The sequence below is a fragment of the Larkinella rosea genome (assembly GCF_003858635.1).
In the GTDB taxonomy this organism is placed as follows: domain Bacteria; phylum Bacteroidota; class Bacteroidia; order Cytophagales; family Spirosomataceae; genus Larkinella; species Larkinella rosea.
On sequence record NZ_RQJO01000011.1, the window covers coordinates 536,949 to 559,678 of the forward strand.

Sequence of the window (22,730 nt, forward strand, 5' to 3'; positions counted from 1 at the left end):
GGAAGACCGGCTAACCGTTTACTGGGAGATACTTATATCGATCAGGATTATTACGGTAATTAACAGACAATTAGATGAAGAATTAGTAAGAAAAATCCAAAGCGGGAGCTATCGGAAGTGTTCCAGCTAACTCTGGAGCCGGCTGATGCATTACAGGGTGTAACCATTGTTTGGCTTTAATGACCTTTTAATAACAATTTATTAATAAGTGGTAAAATTTATCAAAAAATAATGCGTACAAATACTTAGTAATATGTAATATTGCACAACGATTTTAGACGCCGTATCGACTCATGAAAGACTTTATCGTTGTGCATTACGATGGCAACAGCACGAACCTGACGTATACTGATACTGAAGAGGATGCCCGCGCTTATTTGGCCGCCTTGATTACGACCAATCAGGTGAGTAAGAATGATACGTTGTCCATTGTTCGGGTGCACGACGATTATCTGGTCTATTTCAAACGCCGGAACAATACCCTCAAAACCGTACTGGGCAAAGACAGTCAGTCTTCAGTAAGCTGGACCGAATTGATGTTTGGTCCGCTTCAGGAATTCTTTGCAAAGCTCTTCAAAAAAATGGGTAATCTGGGCGTTGTATTTGGTAGCCGGTAAACGTATGCTGTTTCGCCCATCTATCCGTGACTGACGTTAGGCAGTTTCGTCCAAGACTATAGATAAAAACCGTTCGCATCCCGAACGGTTTTCTTTTTTACCTCATCCATCCTTTCTGGATTTCGGTACCCGGTTTTAGTTTGGGGATTAATCCACCCAAGTGGACCGGTTTTCCGTAGCATGGCCATCGTGCGGCCCCGCATTTTCCGCCACTAAATCCTTCCTTTTCATTCACTATCAAACCTATACGGCGAAACTATAGGTTTTCCTGTACCCAAAATGTAGGTCTTTGCGGATTGAACGCGGGGCCATGAAGCGAGACCTTTGTCAGGTAATCATTCAAACAAAGGCCCACATGCAAGCTGTATCGTCTACTTCTGCCTCCCAACCGATTCGTACGACCGAGTCCGATCCCAAAAACGACGGATTTTTCGCGGTTCTCTACGACATTATCCGGAATCACCCGCTGTTGTTCACGGCGTTTTTCATGATTCCTTTTCTGGCGCTGCTCATTTCGCTGGGGCTGAAATGGTATTACGTTTTCCACGATACAACGCATTATTTGTCTGATTTCCAGATTGATCCGGCAACCGGAAAGTGGACGGACGCTCGGGCCTACTTCAATCCCGGCATCGATAAATACATTCGCGAACTCGATATTGCCGGTTTGCTGGGCGGGATCGTCGGGATTTTCATCGGTTTGTATGTGACCGTTACGACCGAAAAAGCAAACCGGCTGAAAGAACGACTGAATCAGCAGGAAATGGACCACATTAAAACCCAGACCAATCTGCTGGTGCAGGCCACGCAGTCGCTCAACACGCTGATGATCGACGTGAGCGGCAAAGTCAACGAAAAAGTGTTGCTGATGGAAGGCTCCGACGAGGTGCTGAAAGGCATTGGCCGGGTGGTGGAGTCGGCGCAGACGCAGGGCAACGATTTGCTGGTACTATCCAACACGGCCCGCGTGGAAGGCATTGCGCCGTTCCGGATGGATTACGTCGCCAAACACGCCGACCTGAAACCGCACGAACTCCGGAATGCCACCCAGTTCGATTACGCCCGCAAAGCCGAAGGATTGCAGCGCGACTGCACGGATGTGGAAAATAAGCTGAAAGGAGCCGCCATTTATTTGCAGAATATGGGCAGCGACGCCCACGTCGAGTTTGTGACGCTCAACGACCAGAATGAAGGGGCCAGCCACGCTTTCCTGAAATACCTCGGCAAAGTCATCAACGAACACGTTTCTGTGGAAACCTATCGACCCGGCAGTAACGTGCTGCTGAGCCAGACCGACAGCGTTCCGCACCACAACCGGTTTTTAATTCCGTCGTCGGCCACCGAGCCGACTGATCCGAAAGCTTTGCTGGTGAATCAGTTATATACCGAACATACGCAGGCCATTCGGGAAATGCAGGAACTGGGTATCCGGATAACGAAGGCTAACAAGACGCTGCCCATTCAGCTTTTCATCAGTGCACCCCGCGAAAACAAACCGGGTATTTACCGCGGCCTTTGCGTCTGTATTCTCGGCAGTGGTTCGAGCACGAGCGGCCGGGCGACCAAATTGACGGCATTTTTAACCGAAGATCCGCACATCGTTGCGTCGATGACCGAGCTTTTCTACGATTACCAAACCGACGGCAAACTGAATACCCAGGAATTTATCCGCCAGATGATCTGATGAATACCTTCGTTTTGATCCGAAAATTGTGGCCGTTCGTTCGAACGTACCGGGGTAGTCTCGTACTGGCGCTCCTGCTAACGACCATCGGGGCGCTGCTCGCCCAGGTGACGCCCCTGGTGATGGAACATACGGTCAATACCGTGCAGAATTTGTTGAAGAAACCGATTGATAAACAGGACGTAAGCTGGGTCGTTGGCACGCTGGTAGCTATTTTGCTGTCAAAAGAACTACTGAGTCTGCTGGTTCAACTGGGGCAGAAATTCCTGAGCGACCGCATCCGGTTTCGCATGGCCGCTGACCTCTACGATTACACGATCCAGCGGATTGTTTCGTACCACCTGTCGTTTTTTGCGCTGGGTCAGAACCAGACCGGGAAGCTCGAAAAACGCATCGACAAAGGCATCGATAGCCTGACAAAAACCGTCAAAAACCTGTTTGTGGACATTGTTCCGATGCTGGCCAATGCCGCCTTTGCGCTGGTTCTGATTTATAACAAGAACGTCGGCGTGGGAGTCGTGGCCACACTGGTGTTGCCGGTTTATGCGTACATCAGCCGCGAGCAAACCCACCGTCAGAAGCAGATTCGCCGAAATATTCAGGAAATCCGGGAAAACAAAGCCAATGCGTTGTTCGGTTTGCTGGAGTCAATTTTTGTGGTAAAATCCTTCGTTCGGGAGGGCTACGAGCAGGGCCGCCAGCATGATTTCAACCATCGTCTGGCCGAAAACGAAATCCGCCACCACCGCACCAATTATTTGTTCGACGGCCTGAAGAGTGTTGCCGAGCAGTTGGGCATTGTGCTGGTTTTTGTCGTCACGATCTATTTTGTACTGAACCGGCAGATGAGCGTGGGCGCCATTTTACTTCACATCATGTTGTTCAACAACGTGTCGGCGCCGGTTCGGCATCTGCACCGCATCTACGACGAATACACCGAAGCGCTGGTCTACGCCGAAGGGTTTTTCGACATGATCGAGAACAATACGTATCTGCTCCAGCGCGGTTCGCTGAAAACCGCTACCTGGCAGGGTCATTTTGCGCTCCAACAGGTGGATTTTGTGTATCCGAATGGCAAACAGGCACTTAAGCATATCAACCTTGAACTGAAACCGGGCAAAGTCACGGCCTTGGTGGGGCTGTCGGGAGCCGGGAAAAGCTCGGCGCTGAATCTGCTGGCCGGTTTTTACGATCCGACAAAGGGCAGTGTCTTGCTCGATGGGCAGCCGCTCTCGGACTACGACAGTGAGTTTGTTCGGGAAAATGTGGGGCTGGTTCTTCAGAAAAACCACATTTTTGCCGGAACCATTGAAGAAAATATTCGGTACGGCAAACTCGATGCTCCGTTTGAGGACGTTGTGGAGGCCGCCCGCCGGGCCAGTTTGCACGAACAGGTATTGCAGTTGCCGAATGGGTACCAGACCGAAGCCCGGGCGTTGTCAGGTGGTCAGCAGCAGCGGATCGCCATCGCCCGGCTTTTCCTGAAAAACCCGCCGGTTTTGCTGCTCGACGAACCGACCGCCAGTCTGGACGCCATTACGACCGAGCAAATCAAGGACAGCCTCGACGCGATCAAGAAAAACCGCACGGTGTTGATCATTTCGCACAACATCAGCCAGATCATGGACGCCGACCAGATTTACGTTTTTCAGGAAGGGGAAGTAATCGGCGAAGGAACGCACGAATCGCTCTACCGCAAAGGCGGTTTGTACCGTGACATCATCGACTCGAATGCCCGGTCGATGAACCTGACGCGACTGGCGGCCACGGTTTTGGGTTAGTAAACGACTTATTTTCAATTTATTACCACAATGAATCAGCCGATACGAGGATATACGCTGACCCAATGGGTCGGGTCGGGCGGGATGGGAGAGGTGTATCAGGCCTACCACACTGCGACGCAACGAACGGTTGCCATCAAAATGCTGAGCCGGGTGGAGCAGGCCGAGCGGTTTCGGAACGAAGCCGCCGTTCAGGCGTCGCTCCGGCATCCGCACATCGCGCTGGTGTACGAGTTTTTCGTGGAAAACAACCTCTCGTGTCTGGTGCTGGAATACATCGAGGGGCCAACCATCGAGCAGTATATCAAAAAAAGCGGCCCGTTATCGGAAGAAGTGGCCTGGAATTTACTGGCGCAGATTGCGTCGGCGATGGATTATCTGCACAACCGGGGCATCGTTCACCGCGATTTGAAAGCGGGAAACGTCAAAATTGCCCGACAGGGAAAAGCGAAACTGCTGGATTTTGGACTGGCCCGGTTTGCCAATTCACCCAAACTGACGCATGAGGGTTACGTCATCGGAACGACGGGGTCGATGGCGCCCGAGCAGTTTTCCGGACAAAGCAGTTCGGCTTCCGATTGCTGGGCGCTGGGCGTTTTGTTGTACGAAATGCTGACGGGGCAATCTCCCTTTGGTGGAAGTACGCTGAGCGAAATCAGTCGCCGGATTCAGAAAGCGGATTATGTGGCCCCCCAAAAACTGAATCCCAGGCTCTCGAAAGCCAGCGAACGGCTGATTGATAAGCTATTGACGGTTTCGCCCGATCGCCGGTTTACGGCCCGACAAGTGGTGGAAGCCCTGCGCCATCCGCATCTGCTGGACTCGCCGGATTGGGTCGGGCAGATGCGGAAATGGTGGGATCGGGTGAAACCTTGAATTGGTGCCAGGAAATCGGTAGTTTTAGCGGTGTAATTCCCTGCTGCATGTTCCACCGATCGCTGTTCCTGCTATTTTTCCTGCCAATTGGATTTGTCACGCTGGCCCAAAAACCGCCTACGACCTCGTTCCAGGTGGTTCCGCTGGGGGTGAAAGGCGGTATCGACGAAAGTAACCTGTCGGCGTATCTGCTGGCTCCGCAGGGAACGAATGACTTCATCTGTCTCGATGCCGGAACGATTCATGCCGGAATTGAAAAAGCTGTTCAGAATCAGACGTTTAAAGTTGGTTCCGAAACCGTTTTGAAGGACTACATCAAAGCTTACCTGATTAGCCACGCCCACCTCGATCATCTGTCCGGTTTGATTATTAATTCGACGGAAGACGCTAAAAAGCCGATTTACGGCATGTCGGCCTGCATCGACGTGCTCAAAAACAATTACTTCAACTGGAAAAGCTGGCCCAACCTCGCCAACGAAGGCGACGCCCCGGCGCTGAGCAAATACCGCTATACGGTTTTGGCACCGAACACCGAAACGCCCATCGAATCGACCGGCATGAGTGTCCGGATGTTTCCGCTGAGTCACGGCATGGCGTACCAAAGTGCGGCTTTTCTGATCAAAAATGGGCCGAATTATATGCTGTACCTGGGTGATACCGGCCCGGATCTGATCGAAAAGTCTAGAAATCTATCGCAGCTCTGGCAGGCTATTCAGCCGTTGATACTGTCAAAATCCCTCAAGGCCATTTTCATCGAAGTGTCGTACCCAAACGAGCAGCCGGATAACCAGCTTTACGGTCACCTGACGCCCAACTGGCTCATGCACGAATTGACTGCTTTGGGTAAATTAACCGGCGCGAATGCCTTGAGCGGTTTTCCGTTGGTGATCACGCACATCAAACCGGCGGGTTCCAACGAAGCAACCATCAAGAAACAGCTTCAGGAAGCGAATGCGCTGAACGTAAAACTGATCTTTCCCGAACAGGGCAAACCGCTCAGTTTTTAGCGAAAGACCGGTATCATTTTTATCATTTCAATCACCGTAATCATCGTCATGTTTCCCCTCTGGTCGACCTTTTTATTTGCTGTTCTAGCAATTGCGGGCGCTGTCCTGCTTATCAAAAGTATCGGGAAAATGATTGCGGTGTATGACACAAAAATCAAAATTGAATGGGCGGCCCAATTACCGGTTTTTGACTTTTCGTTAAACGAGCCCGGCGCTTACGAAATTGCGGTTAAGCGACCGTCAATTACCGGCATTATTCCGACCCATATTCCGCTTCAGTTGTCCGATTTATCCGCCGGGAAACCTGTTCCGGTGCAGGCCTTTGTCAACCTGTTGTCGCAGCGGAAAGACATGGCGGGCAACCGGGTGGTCCCCATCGCCGAATTTACGATCGATCAACCCGGAAATTTCCGGATGACCAATCCCGCTATCGACCGGTTTAAAGAAAAGGATAAACTTCTGGTGATGCCCAAAACCGGCTCGAAAGGTTTCCTGCTGATTTTCGCCATCTTGTTTTCGGCGATTTTGTTTATTGGCGGGCTGGTGCTGTTTATTTTATCGTTGGTGAAGAAATAAACGAGTACGAATTTGGCAAAAGATAGCTACGTATAGAGATAGCAGTTGATAGGTTTTGTACTACTAAATGATGCTATTTATTTCTTATTTCAGCTACTTTTTAAGGAGTATTGGCTTGCCGGATTGCATTAAAATGTGTATATTGTATCATTATTCGAGATGTAAATCCTGCCTTTCTATTGTTTCTCTGACCCCATGTTTTTAGCTCTACCCGGTTTTATTCCGCCTTTAAAAGGCCGGTATTTACACGGATTGCCCGCAATTAATCCGCGCTTCATTCATCAATGGTACAGTAGGATTGGTCGTTACCTCAGTTGACGTCTTTCTCTTTTCCTAAAATCGTATTTGCATTTTCATTCCGAAGCCGGAAAGTTAGTAGGAAGCGTGTGTCTTCCACTTGCATTGTATCCTCATGTAATTTAAAACCTGCTACTCAACGCTGGAAAACCGCTTTCTAGTACACTTATTTTTAACCTATTTCACCCTCTTATGCATCATTTTTACAAAAATGCACCAAACTGGCTCATCGTCGCCAGACATTCATTTTTTTATCTGGTAATTAACTTCGTTCTACTGGCTTCGGCTTCTGTGCAGGCTTCTAGTGCCGATCCACATCCTGATTATGCACCTCTGGCCGATCTTTATAATTCGACTAATGGTCCAGGCTGGACCAAATCTACCAACTGGCTGACGACGGATAATCCGTGTGGGTGGTATGGAATAAGCTGTAAAGAAAACCGGGTTACTGACATCAATCTTGAGAATAACAATTTAATCGGTTCAATTCCAGGCACTATAGGCGATCTGGCTAATCTGCGCTTGCTTTCTTTATATAACAATACATTGAGTGGAGAAATACCGGGCAATTTGGGTAACTTGATTAAGTTGGTTTATCTTTTTCTAGATAATAACAAATTAAGTGGAAGTCTACCCGCGAGTTTAGGCAATCTAATCAATCTAAGTAACATTGCGCTGAACGATAATGAATTGAGTGGGCCAATTCCCAGCAGTTTTGGGAACTTGACCAATCTGGTAAACTTCTATAGTTATAATAACAACTTAACGGGCACTATTCCCACTAGTTTGGGCAATCTAACCAAGCTGCAAGGAATTAGTCTGGGTAACAATGCATTGAGTGGAGAAATACCGGACAGCTTCGGGAATTTGACTAACCTCGTATCGCTATCTTTATACGAAAACCAGTTGGAAGGCACTCTTCCCAGTAGCCTGGGAAATCTTGTCAATCTGACTTTTTTAAGTTTAAGTACCAACAAATTAAGTGGAGAAATACCGGACAGCTTCGGAAAGCTAATCAAGGTTTGGTATCTCACGCTGGACTATAACGAATTAAGTGGACCGCTCCCCGGTAGCTTGGGAAATATGGCATCTCTTGAGCATCTAGCTTTAAATCGTAACAAACTGACTGGAACGCTCCCCGATAATTTCAAAAACCTGACCAAATTAAGTCGGCTATATGCTGGACAAAACCAGTTTAGTGGCGACTTTCCTGCATTATTGTTAAATCTGAAAAATCTGCAAAGCATTAGTTTGAATTACAATCAATTCAGTGGAACGATTCCATCTACGTTAGGAACCTTGGAAAAGTTGGAAACGCTCGCTTTGGATCACAACCAATTTACGGGTGCTATTCCGGCCAGTTTGGGAAATTTGACGAAGGTTAAATACATAAATTTAAGGGGAAACCGCTTAAGTGGCTGCTTTCCTGTTACTTTAAAAGCGCTATGTGGCCAAACAATCGACTTTACTGACAACCCCGGCCTGCCCGGTGGTGGCAACTTCACAGCATTTTGCAACAATGAGCCAGGCAGCAATACCATGTCAGCTCCCACGCTGGCGTTGTCAGCCGGTGTTTCACAGCCGGTTTTACAAAACACCCCTTCGGTTTCAATAACCGTCTCCGGCTGTGAGGGCGGAACGGTCAACTGGGCGGGGCCGAACAATACGAAAGGCACTGGCGCAACGATTCCGGTTCCTACTGCTGCCGTCGGTACGTTTGCTTACTCGGCCACCTGCACCGTTGGCAGTTGCGTGAGTCCGTCCGGAACCGCTTCGGTGGTGATCAGTGCAGGTTCAACTGCCGGAAATTTCGACGGTTTTGTGTACGGCATCGACTGTGAAACGTTCCGGGGCTGGGCCTGGGATCGCGATAAAGTCAATACCGTTATTACCGTCGATATTCTGGATGGAGCCAACGTCATTGCCACGATTCCGGCGGGTGATTTTCGGCAGGACTTGCTCAACGCGGGCAAAGGAAACGGAAAACACGCCTTCAGCTTCCCGATCCCGGCCAGTTTGAAAGATGGGCGGCCGCATCAACTCACGGCCCGGGTAGCGGGAAGCAATTTTCAGCTGAAAAATCCGCCTAAAGCATTGACCTGTCAGGGCAGCGGAGGGCCGGTCAATCTGCCGCCGGTTGCGCCCGTAACCAGTCCGCTATCGGCAACCATCGGTCAGCTTTTTTGGTTGAACTTACCGGCTTTTTCCGATCCCGAAAATAGCACACTAGTGTACACGCTGACGGGGTTGCCGCTTGGTTTGAATTTTACAGCTCAAGATCGTCTCATTATCGGATCACCGATGATGTATGGCAATTTTACGTTGACTTATTCGGCTAAGGACAATCAGCAGGCAACTACCCAGGTGTTTATTTCGTTGACAGTGGCCCTCAATCAACTTCCTGTTGCTCCAACAACAACGCCTTTATCGGCCACGATTGGAAATGCTTTCAGTACGGTTTTGCCTGCTTTCACCGATCCCGAAAACCAATCGCTGACGTATGCCCTAAGCGGTTTACCAGTCGGATTGAGTTTCACGGCCGGAAACCGCACGATCAGTGGCACGGCAGCCAGCGGTACGGCGGGTTCCTACGTGTTGACGTACTCTGCCAGCGACGGTACGAATACGACACCGGTTAGCATCAGTTTGACCGTTGCTTCGGGCTCGACAGCTCCGCCAATCAGTGTGACGGGTGAATTTGAAGGGTATTTATCGGTCGTGAGTTGCCAGGAAATGCGGGGTTGGGTCTGGGATCGCACCAAACCCAATACACCGTTGATGGTGGAGTTTTTCTCCGACGGTATTTCCATCGGAACCATGGAAGCGAAAAACTATCGCCAGGATTTGAAAGATGCCCAGAAGGGCAACGGAAACCACGGGTACGTGTTTCCAACGCCAGCAGGGATCAAAAACAACGTCACCCATCAAATCAGTGCCAAAGTTCAGAACAGTATATACTTCCTGAAAGGCTCACCGATAGCCCTGAAATGCGCTCCTTCAGGCCGGTTGTCGGCCGAAAGTCCGGATCGCCTTGAGGTGATTTTGCTGGGCAATCCGGTTTCACGAGACCAGATCGAGGTGCAAATCCGGGGCGCGGAAGGCCAATCGCTGAAACTGGAATTGACCGATGCCAGTGGCCGGTTGGTGCAGCAGCTGCTGGTGGAACGGATGAGAACCATCGAGCAGCAAACCCTGGATATTAGTCGCCAGTTGCCCGGACTGTTGCTGCTTCGGGCCACGAGCGGCTCTCAGTCGGTGACGCTGAAGGTGTTGAAACCGTAGCAGGAAGCCCTATCATACCGAGTAGCCCGAACGTTGGCTGCTCGGTTCCAAAATCGAAACCTTCCGATCCGTAGCGTAACGACCAATCGGAAGGTTTTTTATGTCATATGCGTTCCTTTCCGAGTTGAACCTCTTCTGTTTTCTCAGCCCATCTCCGGCTGTTTTCAAACTTTTTTGAAAAAAAATGAGGCTGATTCCGGGTTGGAAAAAATTACCGGTGAAAAAGTAAAATTATCGGAAAAGTACTACTGTATTTTTAAAAAATTTTCATAATACTCTGAATTAACTGAAATTAGCCATTCCCGATTTACGGATAATCATTGAAAATTTGCAGTTAATCCATGGCGATTGAATGGCACTAAGACCGTTTTAGCCTGTTCTTTTTTCAAGATCTCGCTCGAAAAAATCGTAATAAATGCAACTATTTTACAAAGACTCCGGTCTTAGCCATTACATCCATCTCACCAGCATAAATCAATAGGCTCCACATACCAACGGGAGGTTTAACCCTGGCTGTTCTTCTCCGTTCGTAGCTGTCCGCGATTCCTGTTGATTTTAAATCTCCCAATGTAAGGTTCATTAAAATGTCATTAATACTATCTAGTGTTATGGCATAAATTAATTACCATATTTTAATTTTTTAATTTTACATTTTTCCAATTCTCTATTTCCAAATCCAATCGCCGTTGTAACGGCCTTCAAAACTCTATGATAAAATTCGTACTACCGCAAGCCCAGCTTAGCAGGATGGTGAAACTTTGCCTTTTCCCAACCCTACTGGCTTTTGTCTGCACGAGTATCGCCTTCGCTGCGAAGGCTCCTAATTCAGGAACATCGAAAACCGCTCTCGCCACCGCACTGGTGGACCGTACCCTGACCGGGAAAGTAATCGACGAAACCAACTCGGCTTTGCCGGGGGTCAGCATTGTTATTAAGGGAACAACCCGTGGTACCGTAACGGATGCCAACGGTGAGTACAAAATTGAAGTGCCCGAATCAGGCGCTACGCTGGTCTATTCGTTTGTGGGCTACCTCTCGCAGGAAGTCAGTGTCGGGGGGCGTAACTCGATCGATGTCAGCCTGAAAGCCGACAATAAAGTACTGGACGAGATCGTCGTCATCGGGTATGGTACGGCCAAGAAAAGTGACTTGACAGGTGCAGTCGGAACGGTCAAAGAAGCCGAACTGAAAGAACGGCCCGCTCCATCGCTGCAACAGGCGCTGTCGGGTCGGATGCCGGGTGTGCAGGTCAACACCAACTCGGGTCGCCCCGGTGGCCGGACCACCATCCGCGTACGTGGTTTTAGCTCGATCAACTCCTCGAACAACCCGTTGTACGTGGTCGATGGGGTGATGCTGCCCCAGGGCAACGGGGCTCAGTTTAGCTCGGCCATCGACTACATCAACCCCAACGACATCGTATCGGTTGAGGTTCTGAAAGATGCCTCTTCGACGGCCATTTACGGGGCGCGGGGTGCCAACGGCGTGGTGCTGGTGACGACCAAAAAGGGCAAATCCGGTCAGGGCCAGGTAACCTATAACGTTGATTTCAGCGTGAACACGATCGGGCCCAATCGCCCGCATGTATTGAATTCCGCACAATACGTTGCAACGGAGGATCTGGCGTGGGCGAACATGGCCAAATACGATCCCGTCGGCTGGGCCGCTGGCAAATGGGCGTACCTGAACCCGAAACTGCGCCGGACCGACCCCCGGGTGTGGAACTCCGACGGCAGCCCGAAATACGATACGAACTGGCTGGAAGAAGCGACTCAGAACAAACTCTCGCAAAACCACCAGCTGGGTTTCAGTGGCGGTAATGAGCGGACTCAGTACTCGATCTCATTGGGTTACCGGGACGATCAGGGCTTGATCAAAACCTCGTATCTGAAACGGTATTCGGGCCGGTTTACGATCGACGATCAGGTCAAAAAGTGGTTGAAAATCGGGGGCACGCTGAGCTACAACAACCAGTCGGAAAACATTGTGGATCAGGGTGATGCCGTCGCTCGTCAGATCGTGGAAGACTTCCCGTTCCTGCCGGTGAAATACGACGACGGAACCTACGCCAACAACCGGGACTATCCCTACGCGGAAGGAACGATGAGCTCAGTGCACCGTTTGATGGATACCAAATACATCCTGAATACGCAAACGACCCTGGGGAGCATGTACTCCAACATCACCTTCGCCAAAGGGCTGGAAATGCGCACCATTCTGGGAGCCAACATTCAAACCCAGGAAAACAATCAATCGGTGACCCGGACGCTGAACATTGGCGGGAATGGTAACGCATCGACTTCAAACCGCAAAGAATCGTTCTGGTCGCTGGAAAACTATTTGACCTACAACAAGCAGATCAACGAAAAACACGCCATCAACGCCCTGTTGGGGATTTCATGGCAGGAAACGAACGTGTTTAGCCAGAGTGCCAGTGTGAGCGGTTTTGCGACGGACTACTTCGGGTTCAACAACCTCGGTGCCGGTGCCACTAACCCCAGTGTGGGTTCTGGCGCATCGCGGTTTGCGTTCAACTCGTACTTCGGCCGGATCAACTACAGCCTGATGGACAAATACCTGTTGACGGTGACGGGTCGGGCGGATGGCTCCTCAAAATTTGGGGAAAACCACAAGTTTGCCTTCTTCCCTTCGACGGCACTGGCCTGGCGGGCATCGGAAGAAGAGTTCCTGAAAGGCAACCCAGTGATCTCGAATTTGAAAGTTCGGACCAGCTTCGGTTTGACGGGTAACTCCGAAATTCCGGCGTACACCTCCCTGTCGCTTTTAAGTTCCAATTATGCGACGGTTTACGGCGATACAAAAGTAACGGGAACGGGGATCAGCCGGTTGGCCAACCCGGATTTACGTTGGGAAAAAACCGCTCAGACCGACGTGGGCGTTGAACTGGGCCTGTTGAAAGGTCGCATCAACATCGAAGCGGACTATTATTACCGCAAGACGACCGACATGCTGCTGGATGCGCCGGTGCCGCGTACGAGCGGTTACGCCACCATTCGCCGGAACGTGGGTTCGATGCAGAACAAGGGGGTTGAACTGGGCATCAATACGGTGAACATCGACGCGGGCGGTTTTCAGTGGAACACGACCTTCAACATTTCATTCAACCGCAACAAGGTATTGTCGCTGGCGACGCCTTCGGATATTTTCAACGTTGGGGGGCCAAACTTTACCAACCCGACCAACGTGATTCGGGTGGGCCAGCCGGTCGGTTCGTTCTGGGGTCTGACCCGCGTGGGTGTCTGGAGCGAAGCCGAGCGCGAAGAAGCCGCCAAATTCACCAGCTACCGGAACGGGTTGACGATTCTGCCGGGTGACATCAAGTACCTGGATGTCAACGGTGACAAAGCCATCACGGATGCCGACCGGAGCATCATCGGCAACGGTAGCCCGAAAGGCTGGGGTGCCTTCACCAACAGCTTCCGCTACAAGAACTTCGATTTGACGTTTGAGACCCAGTTCTCCTACGGCAACAAAGTCATGTTGATGAACCTGCACCCGAGCGAAGACCGTCAGGCTTTGGCCAACAGCTACACTTCGGTGTTGAATGCCTGGACGCCAACGAACCAGAATACGATGATCGCCGAAATCCGCGACACGCGGGCGGGTTACGTAACGAACGTGGACAGCCACTGGATCAAGGACGGATCGTTCCTGCGCGGTAAAAACCTGTTGCTGGGGTACACCTTCCCGAGTCTGATCACGAATAAATTGAAACTGAACCGTCTGCGGGCGTATCTGTCGGTACAGAATTTCTTCCTGCTGGTGAAAGATCCGATCGTGGGTGATCCAGAAGTTACGCCGACCAACCAGGGGGATGATAACAGCGCGTTCTCACAAGGGATGATCTGGCACAACTATCCCAAACCGACCACCTATATGTTCGGTTTGCAGATTGGTTTGTAAAATTTTGGTTGACGGTTTTCCGTTTACGGTATTTGCTGGGCCGACGTTTCGGTAGGCTGACGCATTCATTACTTTAACCGACTGTAACCCCAAAACGGAACGCCGTATGCCCGAAACCCTATTTGCAAAGTTACCCCGTTGATACTAAGTACTTTAAAAAGCGATTCTTACAATGAAACATATAGTGAATAAAGTAAGCAAAGTAGCCCTGTTAGGAGCTATTCTGCTGGGTCCGGTCGGTTGCAAGGATTTCCTCAAAGAGCAGGCTCCTTCCAACCTGACGCCCGACAATTTTTACACCATTCCCGATCACGCCGAAGCGGCTATTGCTTCGGTCTACGCCGACATGCGATTTATGGGCGATGGGGCCGGGATTTTCTCGTCGAACTGGCAATTGCTGGAAGCTCTGACCGGAACATCCACGACGGAAACCGCCCAGAATTCCGATTTGAACAACCTGTACGGGTTGGTGCATGATGGCAACACGATTCATGTGGTCAACTACTGGAACGGACTTTACAAAGTGATCGCGCAGGCCAACCAGGTGCTCGATAAGGTGCCGGGCATCACGCCGATGGACGACGCTCAGAAAAAGAAAATTCTGGGAGAAGCCCGGTTTTTGCGGGCTAATGCGTATTTCACGGCGGTTCGGCTTTGGGGTGATATTCCCCTGATTACCAAGCCGCAAACGGCTTCTTCGGAAGACTTCCAACCTTCACGGACTCCGCAGGAAGATGTTTACAAACTGATCGTGGATGATCTGGTGGCGGCTGAAGCGGCCGGTTTGGCCTGGACGGATGTGTCGGGACGCGTGAATCTGGCGGCAGTGAAAACGCTGCTGTCGAAAGTGTACCTGACGATGGCCGGTTTTCCGCTGAGCAAAGGGGCCACGCACTACAAACTGGCGGCTGATAAGGCCTTCGAAGTCATCACCTACGCCAATGCGAATCCCACCGAAATCGGCCTGTTTGCTTCGCTGGAGGATGTACACAAGGAAAGCACCGAAAACCGACTGGAGCATCTTTTTGAGTTGCAGTATAACACGCTGGTGGCCGGAAATCCGATGGACAACATGTATCCCAACTTCAAACCGGTGACGTACAACGGTCCATCCGGAACGGGTAGTACGGTGCCAACGCCCTCATTCTACGCTTCCTACGAAAAAGGCGATTTGCGGGCGAAAGATCAGGGCTATTTCTACTCGACTTACTTCACCAATGGCAGTGGAGACCGGTTTGAGCTGGGAGCGAACTACATCTTCAAGCATTTCAACCGGACGGCCAACGGTACTCAGGGAGTAGCCGGAACGCGTCAGAACAACCTGAACGTGCCGCAAATCCGGTATGCCGAAACGCTGCTGATCTTTGCGGAAGCGCAGAACGAAGTGGGCGCTCCGACGCAGGCGGCTTACGATGCGCTGAAGAAAGTTCGGGATCGGGCGGGTCTGACGACGCCGGCTTTAGGCACCTACACCCAGGCAACGTTCCGCGAAGCGGTTTGGCGGGAGCGGTGGCACGAACTGAGCTACGAGCAGATCACCTGGTTCGACATGGTGCGGCTGCGGAAAGTGTACAACGACAAAACGAATGGGTTTGACAACTTTGTGGGTCACGTAAATCCGAGTTCGAACCAGCCGTTGCAGGAAAAACATTTGCTGCTGCCGCTGGGCAAGCAGGAAATGCTGAACAACCCGAACCTGAAACCGCAGAATCCGGGTTATCCGAACTAAGTAATTGATTTTAAGTCAAAACCGCACTGTTCTAATTGATTCATTCAATTGGGATCGTGCGGTTTTTTGTGGGTAATGGATGCGTGTTTTCCGCAGTAGGCTGGTTGCGGCTGCCGATGCGAAGCGGTTTTTGGTAGTAGGTTGAAGCCGCAAAAGCAAACCGTCCGGATTAAAGTCCGGGCGGTTTTTATTTATACTGCCCGGAATGCCCCATCGAATAGCGATTAAAATAGTATCAAATGTGATTTTTTATTTGTTAAAACTGTCCTTCAATTTACGATTCTGCCGTACTTTTGAGTTTCCAGTTTTTGATTTTCCACACACTTGCTATCAAATCAATCGCCGTGCTTCATTTCAGGATTAAAAATGGAACGCAAAAAAAAATGACGACAATGGGCGGTTGGCATCTTCGGAGCATTGAGTAGTTGGCCGGGTATGCATTGGTAGGACTCATCAAATTTAGAATGTAGACTGAACCGCCAGGAAATTGGCTGAAAGAGGACTCGTTGTGTCCAAACTACAGGAATTGAACGTAAGCGGAGGGGCAGATTACAGGAAATCGTACGGTTTTCCTTAGTAGAAATACTGACATGTGGGTATATGTTGACCTAATTGGTATAGCTACTTTTACCTTGTTTCTGAAAGGGCTATTTGAGTAATATAAAGTGAATTATTCGAGTAGGGTCGGAAGGCTGTCGGCAGCGGTCAAAAAAAACTCATTTTTTTTAAATCGGGCTGATAACCTTCCGTTGCTTTCGGGCATTGATGGGTACAAAATCAAATTCTTTATGCGGTCAATCATTCTTCTCTGCGTTTGTTTTTTCAGCCTGGCGCCTGTGCGGGCCCAATCCCAACCGACTTTCCACGTCATTCTGGTCGGTGCTACCGAAGACAAAGTTCTGGCCCGGGCCTGTCAGAACGATGTGGTTGAAGTGCACGAACAGTTTAAGCGTATTGCCGAAAGCATCGGTTATGCCTATAAACCGCGCCTGTTGGCGAAAGACCATTTCAGTAATGACTACATCGGGGGGGTCGTGAATCAGTTAACCTGCGCTCCGGAGGATATTATCGTGTTTTACTACACCGGACACGGTTTTAACACCACCAAATACGACGGAAATTTCCCGATCATGATGGTGGATACGGTCGGAAGTAACTATCCTCTCATGCTGATTCACCAGGAGTTGATGAAAAAGAAACCCCGGTTTTGTCTGACCATTGGCGATTGCTGCAATAAAGTAGTCGACGAAAAACTGCCAAAAGACCGCTCGATGGTGAAAGGGACGCAGTGCGATGCGGCCATTTACCGGCAGTTATTTCTGGAACAGCAGGGGGGGGTTATTGCAACGAGCAGCAAACGGGGGCAGGTGTCGGGCGCTTCAGTGGACGGAAGTTTTTATACCAAGGCCCTTCTGGAAGCGATGGATTACGCCTGTCATTACAACAATCAGGTGACGTGGAGTCAATTGCTCGAAGATACTCAAACCCGGATGTGGGGCATTAAAGCGGCTCGTTTGGCCGGGCAGAAATCGATTTTTGAACTCGGATTGATCAACAATGCGGCAACCCCGCCCGCACCGGCGGTTGTTGCTCAGAACAACCCGGCGAATTCCAACGCCGGTCAGCCGGTTGCTGCAGTAACGCCGGTCGCACCGCCCGCAATGCCAGCCGGTTCCGGTCAACCGGCTCCCGCACCAGCTCAAGGCCCGAATTTCAGTGATGTCAACAGTTTTTTAAACACCCTGACGGACGAATCAATCGCCTATAAGGTACGCACGGTAACGCAAACGCAGGCCGGCAAATACTTTGTTCACAACGCCCGGGTGAAAGTTTACGTCAACGCAACGCAGGTTGCGCAAATGCCGCTCGACCAGTTAATGAGCCGCTATTCGTCCCTGGCGGCCAGCATCCGGCAGGTCAACGTGGTGGAACGGCTTTCCAAATTAGATTCCTCCGGCCAGCTTTATACCGAAGTGGCCGTTCAGGAAATCTGGGAACCGGTGAAGAAAAATTAACTCAATCAATTCCACATTCCACGATACGAATGAAATCATTTTTGCTACTGACACTGCTGACGGTTTCTTCAACTGCGGCCTGGTCCAATGAAAATGTTTCCGCCGATTCGGATACGCTGACCCAACAGCAACTGGAGGGCTTTGGCCGCGAAGCTAAAAACCGGATCAGTACTTTGGTCGATTATCTGGGGGTAATTGTGAATAAAAACCGCTCTTACGAGGAAAGGAAAGACGCCATCCGGCAGGCTTCGCTCATGTTTTCGGAAAAAGCCACGGTCGAAGTGTCCAACATCAAAACCGGGATGATTACCCGATTACCCATTCGGCAGTACCTCGAAAAAATAAAGATGCTTTCCTACGACCGGGTGGAGATCAAAAGCTACTGGCCGGCTGGATTGAGTGTCTGGAAAAAGGTGGCGGATGGCTCTTATCAGGCTTCCGGGCAGTATTTTCTGGAATTTGAGGCCTGGAGAAACGGAAATACGAAGTCCGTTGAGGCAGATGAATCCGTGAAAATCATTTCTGCCGAGCTCAAAACCGTGGATGACCCTTTCTATGGGGGCAAGAAATGGATGCTTTTGTTTACGGGAGAATCGACAATGAGTATTCAGAGTAAATCCGTGGATTCCAGTGCGGTTATGCGGCAGCCGGTGAAAAAGAACTAACCTAACTAAACAAGATACGACCAATGAAACCATTTTTTCTATCGCTGGCACTGAGTCTGATGGGATTCTGCCATTCGGTCCATGCGCAGGGGATGCAAAAAGCGCCCGCCAGTGCGGATACGCTGACGCAGCAACAACTGGAGGACTTTGGTAATGAGGCTAAAAACCGGATTAAAGCATTCGTAGACTATCTGGGGGTGATTGCGGATAAAAACCGTTCATTCGAAGAACGGAACGATGCCATCCGACAGGCCATGCTGATGTTCCAGAAAACAACCATGAATGGAAAACCTCCAATGGTTGAAATCTCCAACATTCGAACCGGGAAGTACAGCTACTATCCCATCCGCCAATATCTGGAGAAGATAAAAACATTGTCCTACGATCGAGTGGAAATTACCAATTTTGAGTCGGTTCGGCTTAATAACTGGGAAAAGCAACCGGATGGCTCGTATCGGGCGACCGGACAGTACTTCCAGGGATTCAAGGCCTGGAAAAACGGCAATACGCAGCCAGTTTATGCGGATAAAACGACCAAAAAAATTGCCGCCGATCTCAATGTCAGGGAAGATCCTTTTTACAAAGAGAAGCAGTGGATGGTACTGTTTGGCGATATCACGGTTGCCATGACGGAACAGGACAACAATTAAACCGCTCCGCATGAAAATCTGGTATTTTTTAGTTGGATTGACGTTGCTCTCCACCAGCTACCGTCAGTTTGAGCGGGCTTTGCCCGGGCAGGAGATGTCGGCCGATACGCTCCGGCAGCCCATTGCTGCCGATACCCTGAAAAGCCGGCCCGCTGATTCACTGGCCCGACCGTATCTGACGGTGGTGAGTCGCCCGGCCGAACCGTTTATGATTCAGCGGATTGCGTTTGTGGACGATTTCCTGGCCCGGCTCAACTACCAGCGAACACCAACCCACCAGGCATTTGATTCGCTGAGCCGACTGGCTTACCCGCGCGAACGCTACGTACGGATGTTATTTAACGAAGAAGATCCCCGGCTGAATCTGCGCTCGGGTCGGTACAGCCCGGCCTATCAGACGCTGGTCGACGATTTCGTAACCACGGTGGCAACCGATACGGCAGCGGTTTTATTACCCAAAGATTCGATGCAGTTATTTGGTGAAGTAGAGTATTCCGTTTTGTACCGGAATACACCCCATAAGATCCGGTTTTTTCTGAAACAACACCGGGTTGGGTCCGGCCACGACTGGAAGATCATCGATGCACAGGCGGCTTTTCTGAAAATTACGAAGGCGGATACGATGACGAGCGATACCGTCAAACGCAATAACCCGCACCTGTACATCAGTTCCGAAACCCACGAAACCCGGTTTTTAAACCTGTACAAATTGCTGCGCAGCCACGAAAACCTGCTGGCTTTTACGCTGGAGGGCTACCCGCCAAGTCCGGCGTTGCTCCGGCTGGCCCGGGCGTTGCGCGACGGCAGTCTGACGTTGCAGGAAACCCAGCAGGTGAATCTGTACCTGGATGTTCGCCGGGGGTGGTTGCTCAAACTGAATGATTTTCACCGGGAAAAGGAGAATGCGGGCTGGCTCATTACCGACCTCTACAGCGTCGAATACCGGAGTCCGCTGCCCGCTCCAATTGACCGGTTTCTGACCTGGGCGGCATTGTCTAAAAAGTCTGACTAAGATGGAACGCATGAAAAAGACACTGATATTGATTCTGCTGGGAATCTGGATTTCACTGGCAACCGGCTGGGCAACTCCCCAAAAACCGTCGGGCATCGTTCTCATGGATTCGGCAGTAACGAATTTTCTGAAAAGATGGGAAAACCGGGTCAACCGACTCAGCAACCGGGTCGATTCGGCGGAAATTAACAACCGTCGACAGGCCGCTCTGACCGGTTTCTTTATCGCCGATACCGTCCAGATTCCGGACCTGCGTCAACCCGCCGTCATTTACCGGCATACCATTCCTCAGGTGTCGGCCCGGAACTGGGTTGGTGGCTTTTCGAACCTGTTTTGGGAAGATGTCTTTCAGTTCAAAATTAACCCCAGCCGGATGCAGGTTGTGGCCAAAAAAAGGAACCGTGTGCAACTGGAGGTAACGGTTTTCGTCGAACTAACGGGGATTCGGAACGAAGGTCGGCAGCCGCATCACCTGCGCGATGCGTGGGTATTGACGCTGGAGGCCAAAGCTATGAAATCGGCTTACCGGGATTTGGCTATTCGCAGCATTCGTCGGCTTGGCGGGCCGGTTGAACTCCCCGGTTTGACGCTGGCTAAAGTGGCGGACTACCACGATCGCCTGCAGCATTGGTTCGTGCGGTTTTTGGCCGATTCGAGCCAGCGCACCGAAGCCCGCTGGCACCTGAAGGAATTGATGCGATCGGACACGGTTTTGGTTCGAATTGATGAGAAAACCGATACGCTCACGCTGGATCAACTCCTGCAGTTAAAGCTGCGGACCGAGTCGGTGGCCCGTTTCCAGGTTCAGTCGTTCGATATGGAATATTGCGACGAATTTCTCCGGAATCCCGATAATGTGCTGGTAGGTCAGTTGATTCTGCTCGAAGGCATTACGGTTTCGGCGGATAATCAGCAACTCTACCAGCGTCGACGCACCGATGCGGTTCCTTTTCCGTCCCATCATTCGGGCCGCTGGGCGCAGGTGTCAAACGTAACCGTAAACTGGAATAAACCGAGCCAAACCCGATGAAATCACTCCGGAATACGATACTGCTGGCGGCTTTGGTGAGCCTGAGTCTTTCGTTCCTGCAAGCCCAGTCAACCCGCACCGCCCAGCAATGGATGGACCTCGCCGACCAGGAAACCGATCCGCAGAAAGCCCTTGCATATTATAAGGAAGTACTGAAGATTCAGCCCGATGGGCCAACGGCCGCCGAAGCCTACAACGGTTGTGCGGTGATGCGTTCGGGGCCAACGGTGAAAGCTTACCGGGAAGCACTCGAGGACATCGAGCAGGCCATTCGGCGGAACGAAGGACCGGCCAAATACTACGCCCAGCGCGCTTACATCTACGTTCAGTTGAGCGAGTACGACCGGGCCGCCCGGGATTATGAGCAGGCCATCCGTCGGGCTCCCGCCAAAGCCGACTATTACAGCGGATTGAGCTATTGCCAGACCAAACACGGCCGGTTCGATGAAGCCGAAACTACCGCGCAAAAAGGCATCGATTTAGATGCAAAATCGCCGTATGCCTACCGAAACCGGGGGCGGGCGCGGTTGCGGAAAGGTCAAATTGATGTAGCCATTGCCGATTTTCAGACCAGCCTGCAATTGAAACACGGCCAGCTTTTTCGGGTCTATTGTGATCTGGGCGAAGCGTATGAGCAAAAAGGCGATTCGCAGCAGGCTCTGAAGTATTACCAGCAGGCCCTGGACCGCGACCCTGATTTTGCCGATGCGCTGGTGGGCAAACGGCAACTGGAGCAGAAGTTGAAGACGGGGGGCGGTGCGTCAATCCTGCCCGCGTCGAACTTTACGGGCCGCCGGGTGGCGCTGGTGCTGGGCAATTCCGGTTACCAGTACATCAATAGCCTGGACGGGCAACCCGCAAACGATGCCCGGAGCATGGAGAAACGATTGACCGAACTGGGCTTCGAAACCGTGCTGGCGGTGGATCTGGCGCGCGATGCCACCGAAAAAATGCTGCGGGAATTCTACGCAAAAGCCAGTAAAGCCGATGTGGTGCTCGTGTTCTATGCGGGTCACGGCGTACAGCATCATGGCGAAAACTACCTGTTGCCCATTGACATTCAGCTGAAAAAAGCGGAAGATATTGAACTACAGGCATTTTCGGTCACCAACCTGATCGATGCCCTGCAAAAGCAGGAACCCCGGTATTGCATTTTCATCATCGATGCCTGCCGCGATGACCCATTTAGTAAACCCGCTGGAACGGTTGCCCCCGTTGGAGCGAATAATCCGGATAAGGAAAAACACCGGTCCGTGGCGCTTCCGAAAGGAATCGAACAACCCAAACCCGGCCAGGGGATGGCGCGGGGTTTTCGGCCCATCCACGTCGAAAGCCGCATCCGTAACTGCTACGTGGCCCTGGCAACGGCGCCGGGTGCGACCGCCCGCAACGGCCCGAATCAGAATGGCTATTATACGTCTGCCTTGCTGACACACCTGAAAAAAGGCAGACGGATCGACGACGTGTTTCGCGATGTGCGCAGCGAAGTGGTGAAGCAAACACAGAAAAGCGGTTTTTCCCAACAACCCGAATACATCGACCGAACCGTTGAATACCTCATTTTATAACACTAGTCTACTGACAA

15 protein-coding genes are annotated in these 22,730 nt (G+C 51.0%); all 15 read left to right on the plus strand.

Going from position 1 to position 22,730, the window contains the following annotated elements:
* Positions 1 to 293 precede the first annotated feature (293 nt).
* The 15 genes from EHT25_RS26070 to EHT25_RS26140 all read left to right on the plus strand — a co-directional run bounded on the left by EHT25_RS26070 (position 294) and on the right by EHT25_RS26140 (position 22,713).
* Complete coding sequence (locus tag EHT25_RS26070; RefSeq protein WP_124878124.1) at positions 294 to 617, plus strand: hypothetical protein; 324 nt, start codon at positions 294 to 296, stop codon at positions 615 to 617.
* A gap of 355 nt (positions 618 to 972) precedes the next feature.
* A complete protein-coding gene (locus tag EHT25_RS26075) occupies positions 973 to 2,301 on the plus strand; it encodes a hypothetical protein (protein WP_124878126.1) in 1,329 nt (442 codons plus the stop codon).
* Positions 2,301 to 4,082 carry an ABC transporter ATP-binding protein gene (locus EHT25_RS26080; protein WP_124878128.1) on the plus strand — a complete coding sequence of 594 codons (1,782 nt, stop codon included), beginning with the start codon at positions 2,301 to 2,303 and terminating at the stop codon, positions 4,080 to 4,082. Before EHT25_RS26075 ends, EHT25_RS26080 begins: the two co-directional genes overlap by 1 nt.
* A 30-nt stretch (positions 4,083 to 4,112) precedes the next feature.
* Positions 4,113 to 4,958 (plus strand): serine/threonine-protein kinase, encoded by an 846-nt coding sequence (locus EHT25_RS26085; RefSeq protein ID WP_124878130.1) that lies wholly within the window; start codon positions 4,113 to 4,115, stop codon positions 4,956 to 4,958.
* 47 nt (positions 4,959 to 5,005) lie between these two features.
* Complete coding sequence (locus EHT25_RS26090; protein ID WP_124878132.1) at positions 5,006 to 5,965, plus strand: MBL fold metallo-hydrolase; 960 nt, start codon at positions 5,006 to 5,008, stop codon at positions 5,963 to 5,965.
* 48 nt (positions 5,966 to 6,013) lie between these two features.
* Positions 6,014 to 6,541 (plus strand): hypothetical protein, encoded by a 528-nt coding sequence (locus EHT25_RS26095; RefSeq protein WP_124878134.1) that lies wholly within the window; start codon positions 6,014 to 6,016, stop codon positions 6,539 to 6,541.
* Positions 6,542 to 7,030: 489 nt separating this feature from the next.
* Positions 7,031 to 10,120, plus strand: coding sequence for a leucine-rich repeat domain-containing protein (locus tag EHT25_RS33585; protein ID WP_124878135.1), 3,090 nt, complete (start codon positions 7,031 to 7,033; stop codon positions 10,118 to 10,120).
* 708 nt (positions 10,121 to 10,828) lie between these two features.
* Entirely contained in the window at positions 10,829 to 14,044 is a 3,216-nt protein-coding gene (locus tag EHT25_RS26105) for a SusC/RagA family TonB-linked outer membrane protein (RefSeq protein ID WP_124878137.1), read from the plus strand.
* A 172-nt stretch (positions 14,045 to 14,216) separates the two neighbouring features.
* Positions 14,217 to 15,773 carry a RagB/SusD family nutrient uptake outer membrane protein gene (locus tag EHT25_RS26110; protein WP_124878139.1) on the plus strand — a complete coding sequence of 519 codons (1,557 nt, stop codon included), beginning with the start codon at positions 14,217 to 14,219 and terminating at the stop codon, positions 15,771 to 15,773.
* 788 nt (positions 15,774 to 16,561) lie between these two features.
* Positions 16,562 to 17,788, plus strand: a complete 1,227-nt coding sequence (locus EHT25_RS26115; protein ID WP_124878141.1) for a caspase family protein — start codon at positions 16,562 to 16,564, stop codon at positions 17,786 to 17,788.
* A 29-nt stretch (positions 17,789 to 17,817) separates the two neighbouring features.
* A complete protein-coding gene (locus EHT25_RS26120) occupies positions 17,818 to 18,453 on the plus strand; it encodes a hypothetical protein (protein ID WP_124878143.1) in 636 nt (211 codons plus the stop codon).
* Positions 18,454 to 18,476: 23 nt separating this feature from the next.
* Positions 18,477 to 19,103, plus strand: a complete 627-nt coding sequence (locus tag EHT25_RS26125; RefSeq protein ID WP_124878145.1) for a hypothetical protein — start codon at positions 18,477 to 18,479, stop codon at positions 19,101 to 19,103.
* Between the two features lie 10 nt (positions 19,104 to 19,113).
* Complete coding sequence (locus tag EHT25_RS26130; protein ID WP_124878147.1) at positions 19,114 to 20,115, plus strand: hypothetical protein; 1,002 nt, start codon at positions 19,114 to 19,116, stop codon at positions 20,113 to 20,115.
* Between the two features lie 10 nt (positions 20,116 to 20,125).
* Positions 20,126 to 21,145 (plus strand): hypothetical protein, encoded by a 1,020-nt coding sequence (locus EHT25_RS26135; protein ID WP_124878149.1) that lies wholly within the window; start codon positions 20,126 to 20,128, stop codon positions 21,143 to 21,145.
* Positions 21,142 to 22,713 (plus strand): caspase family protein, encoded by a 1,572-nt coding sequence (locus tag EHT25_RS26140; protein ID WP_124878151.1) that lies wholly within the window; start codon positions 21,142 to 21,144, stop codon positions 22,711 to 22,713. Before EHT25_RS26135 ends, EHT25_RS26140 begins: the two co-directional genes overlap by 4 nt.
* Positions 22,714 to 22,730: the final 17 nt, after the last annotated feature.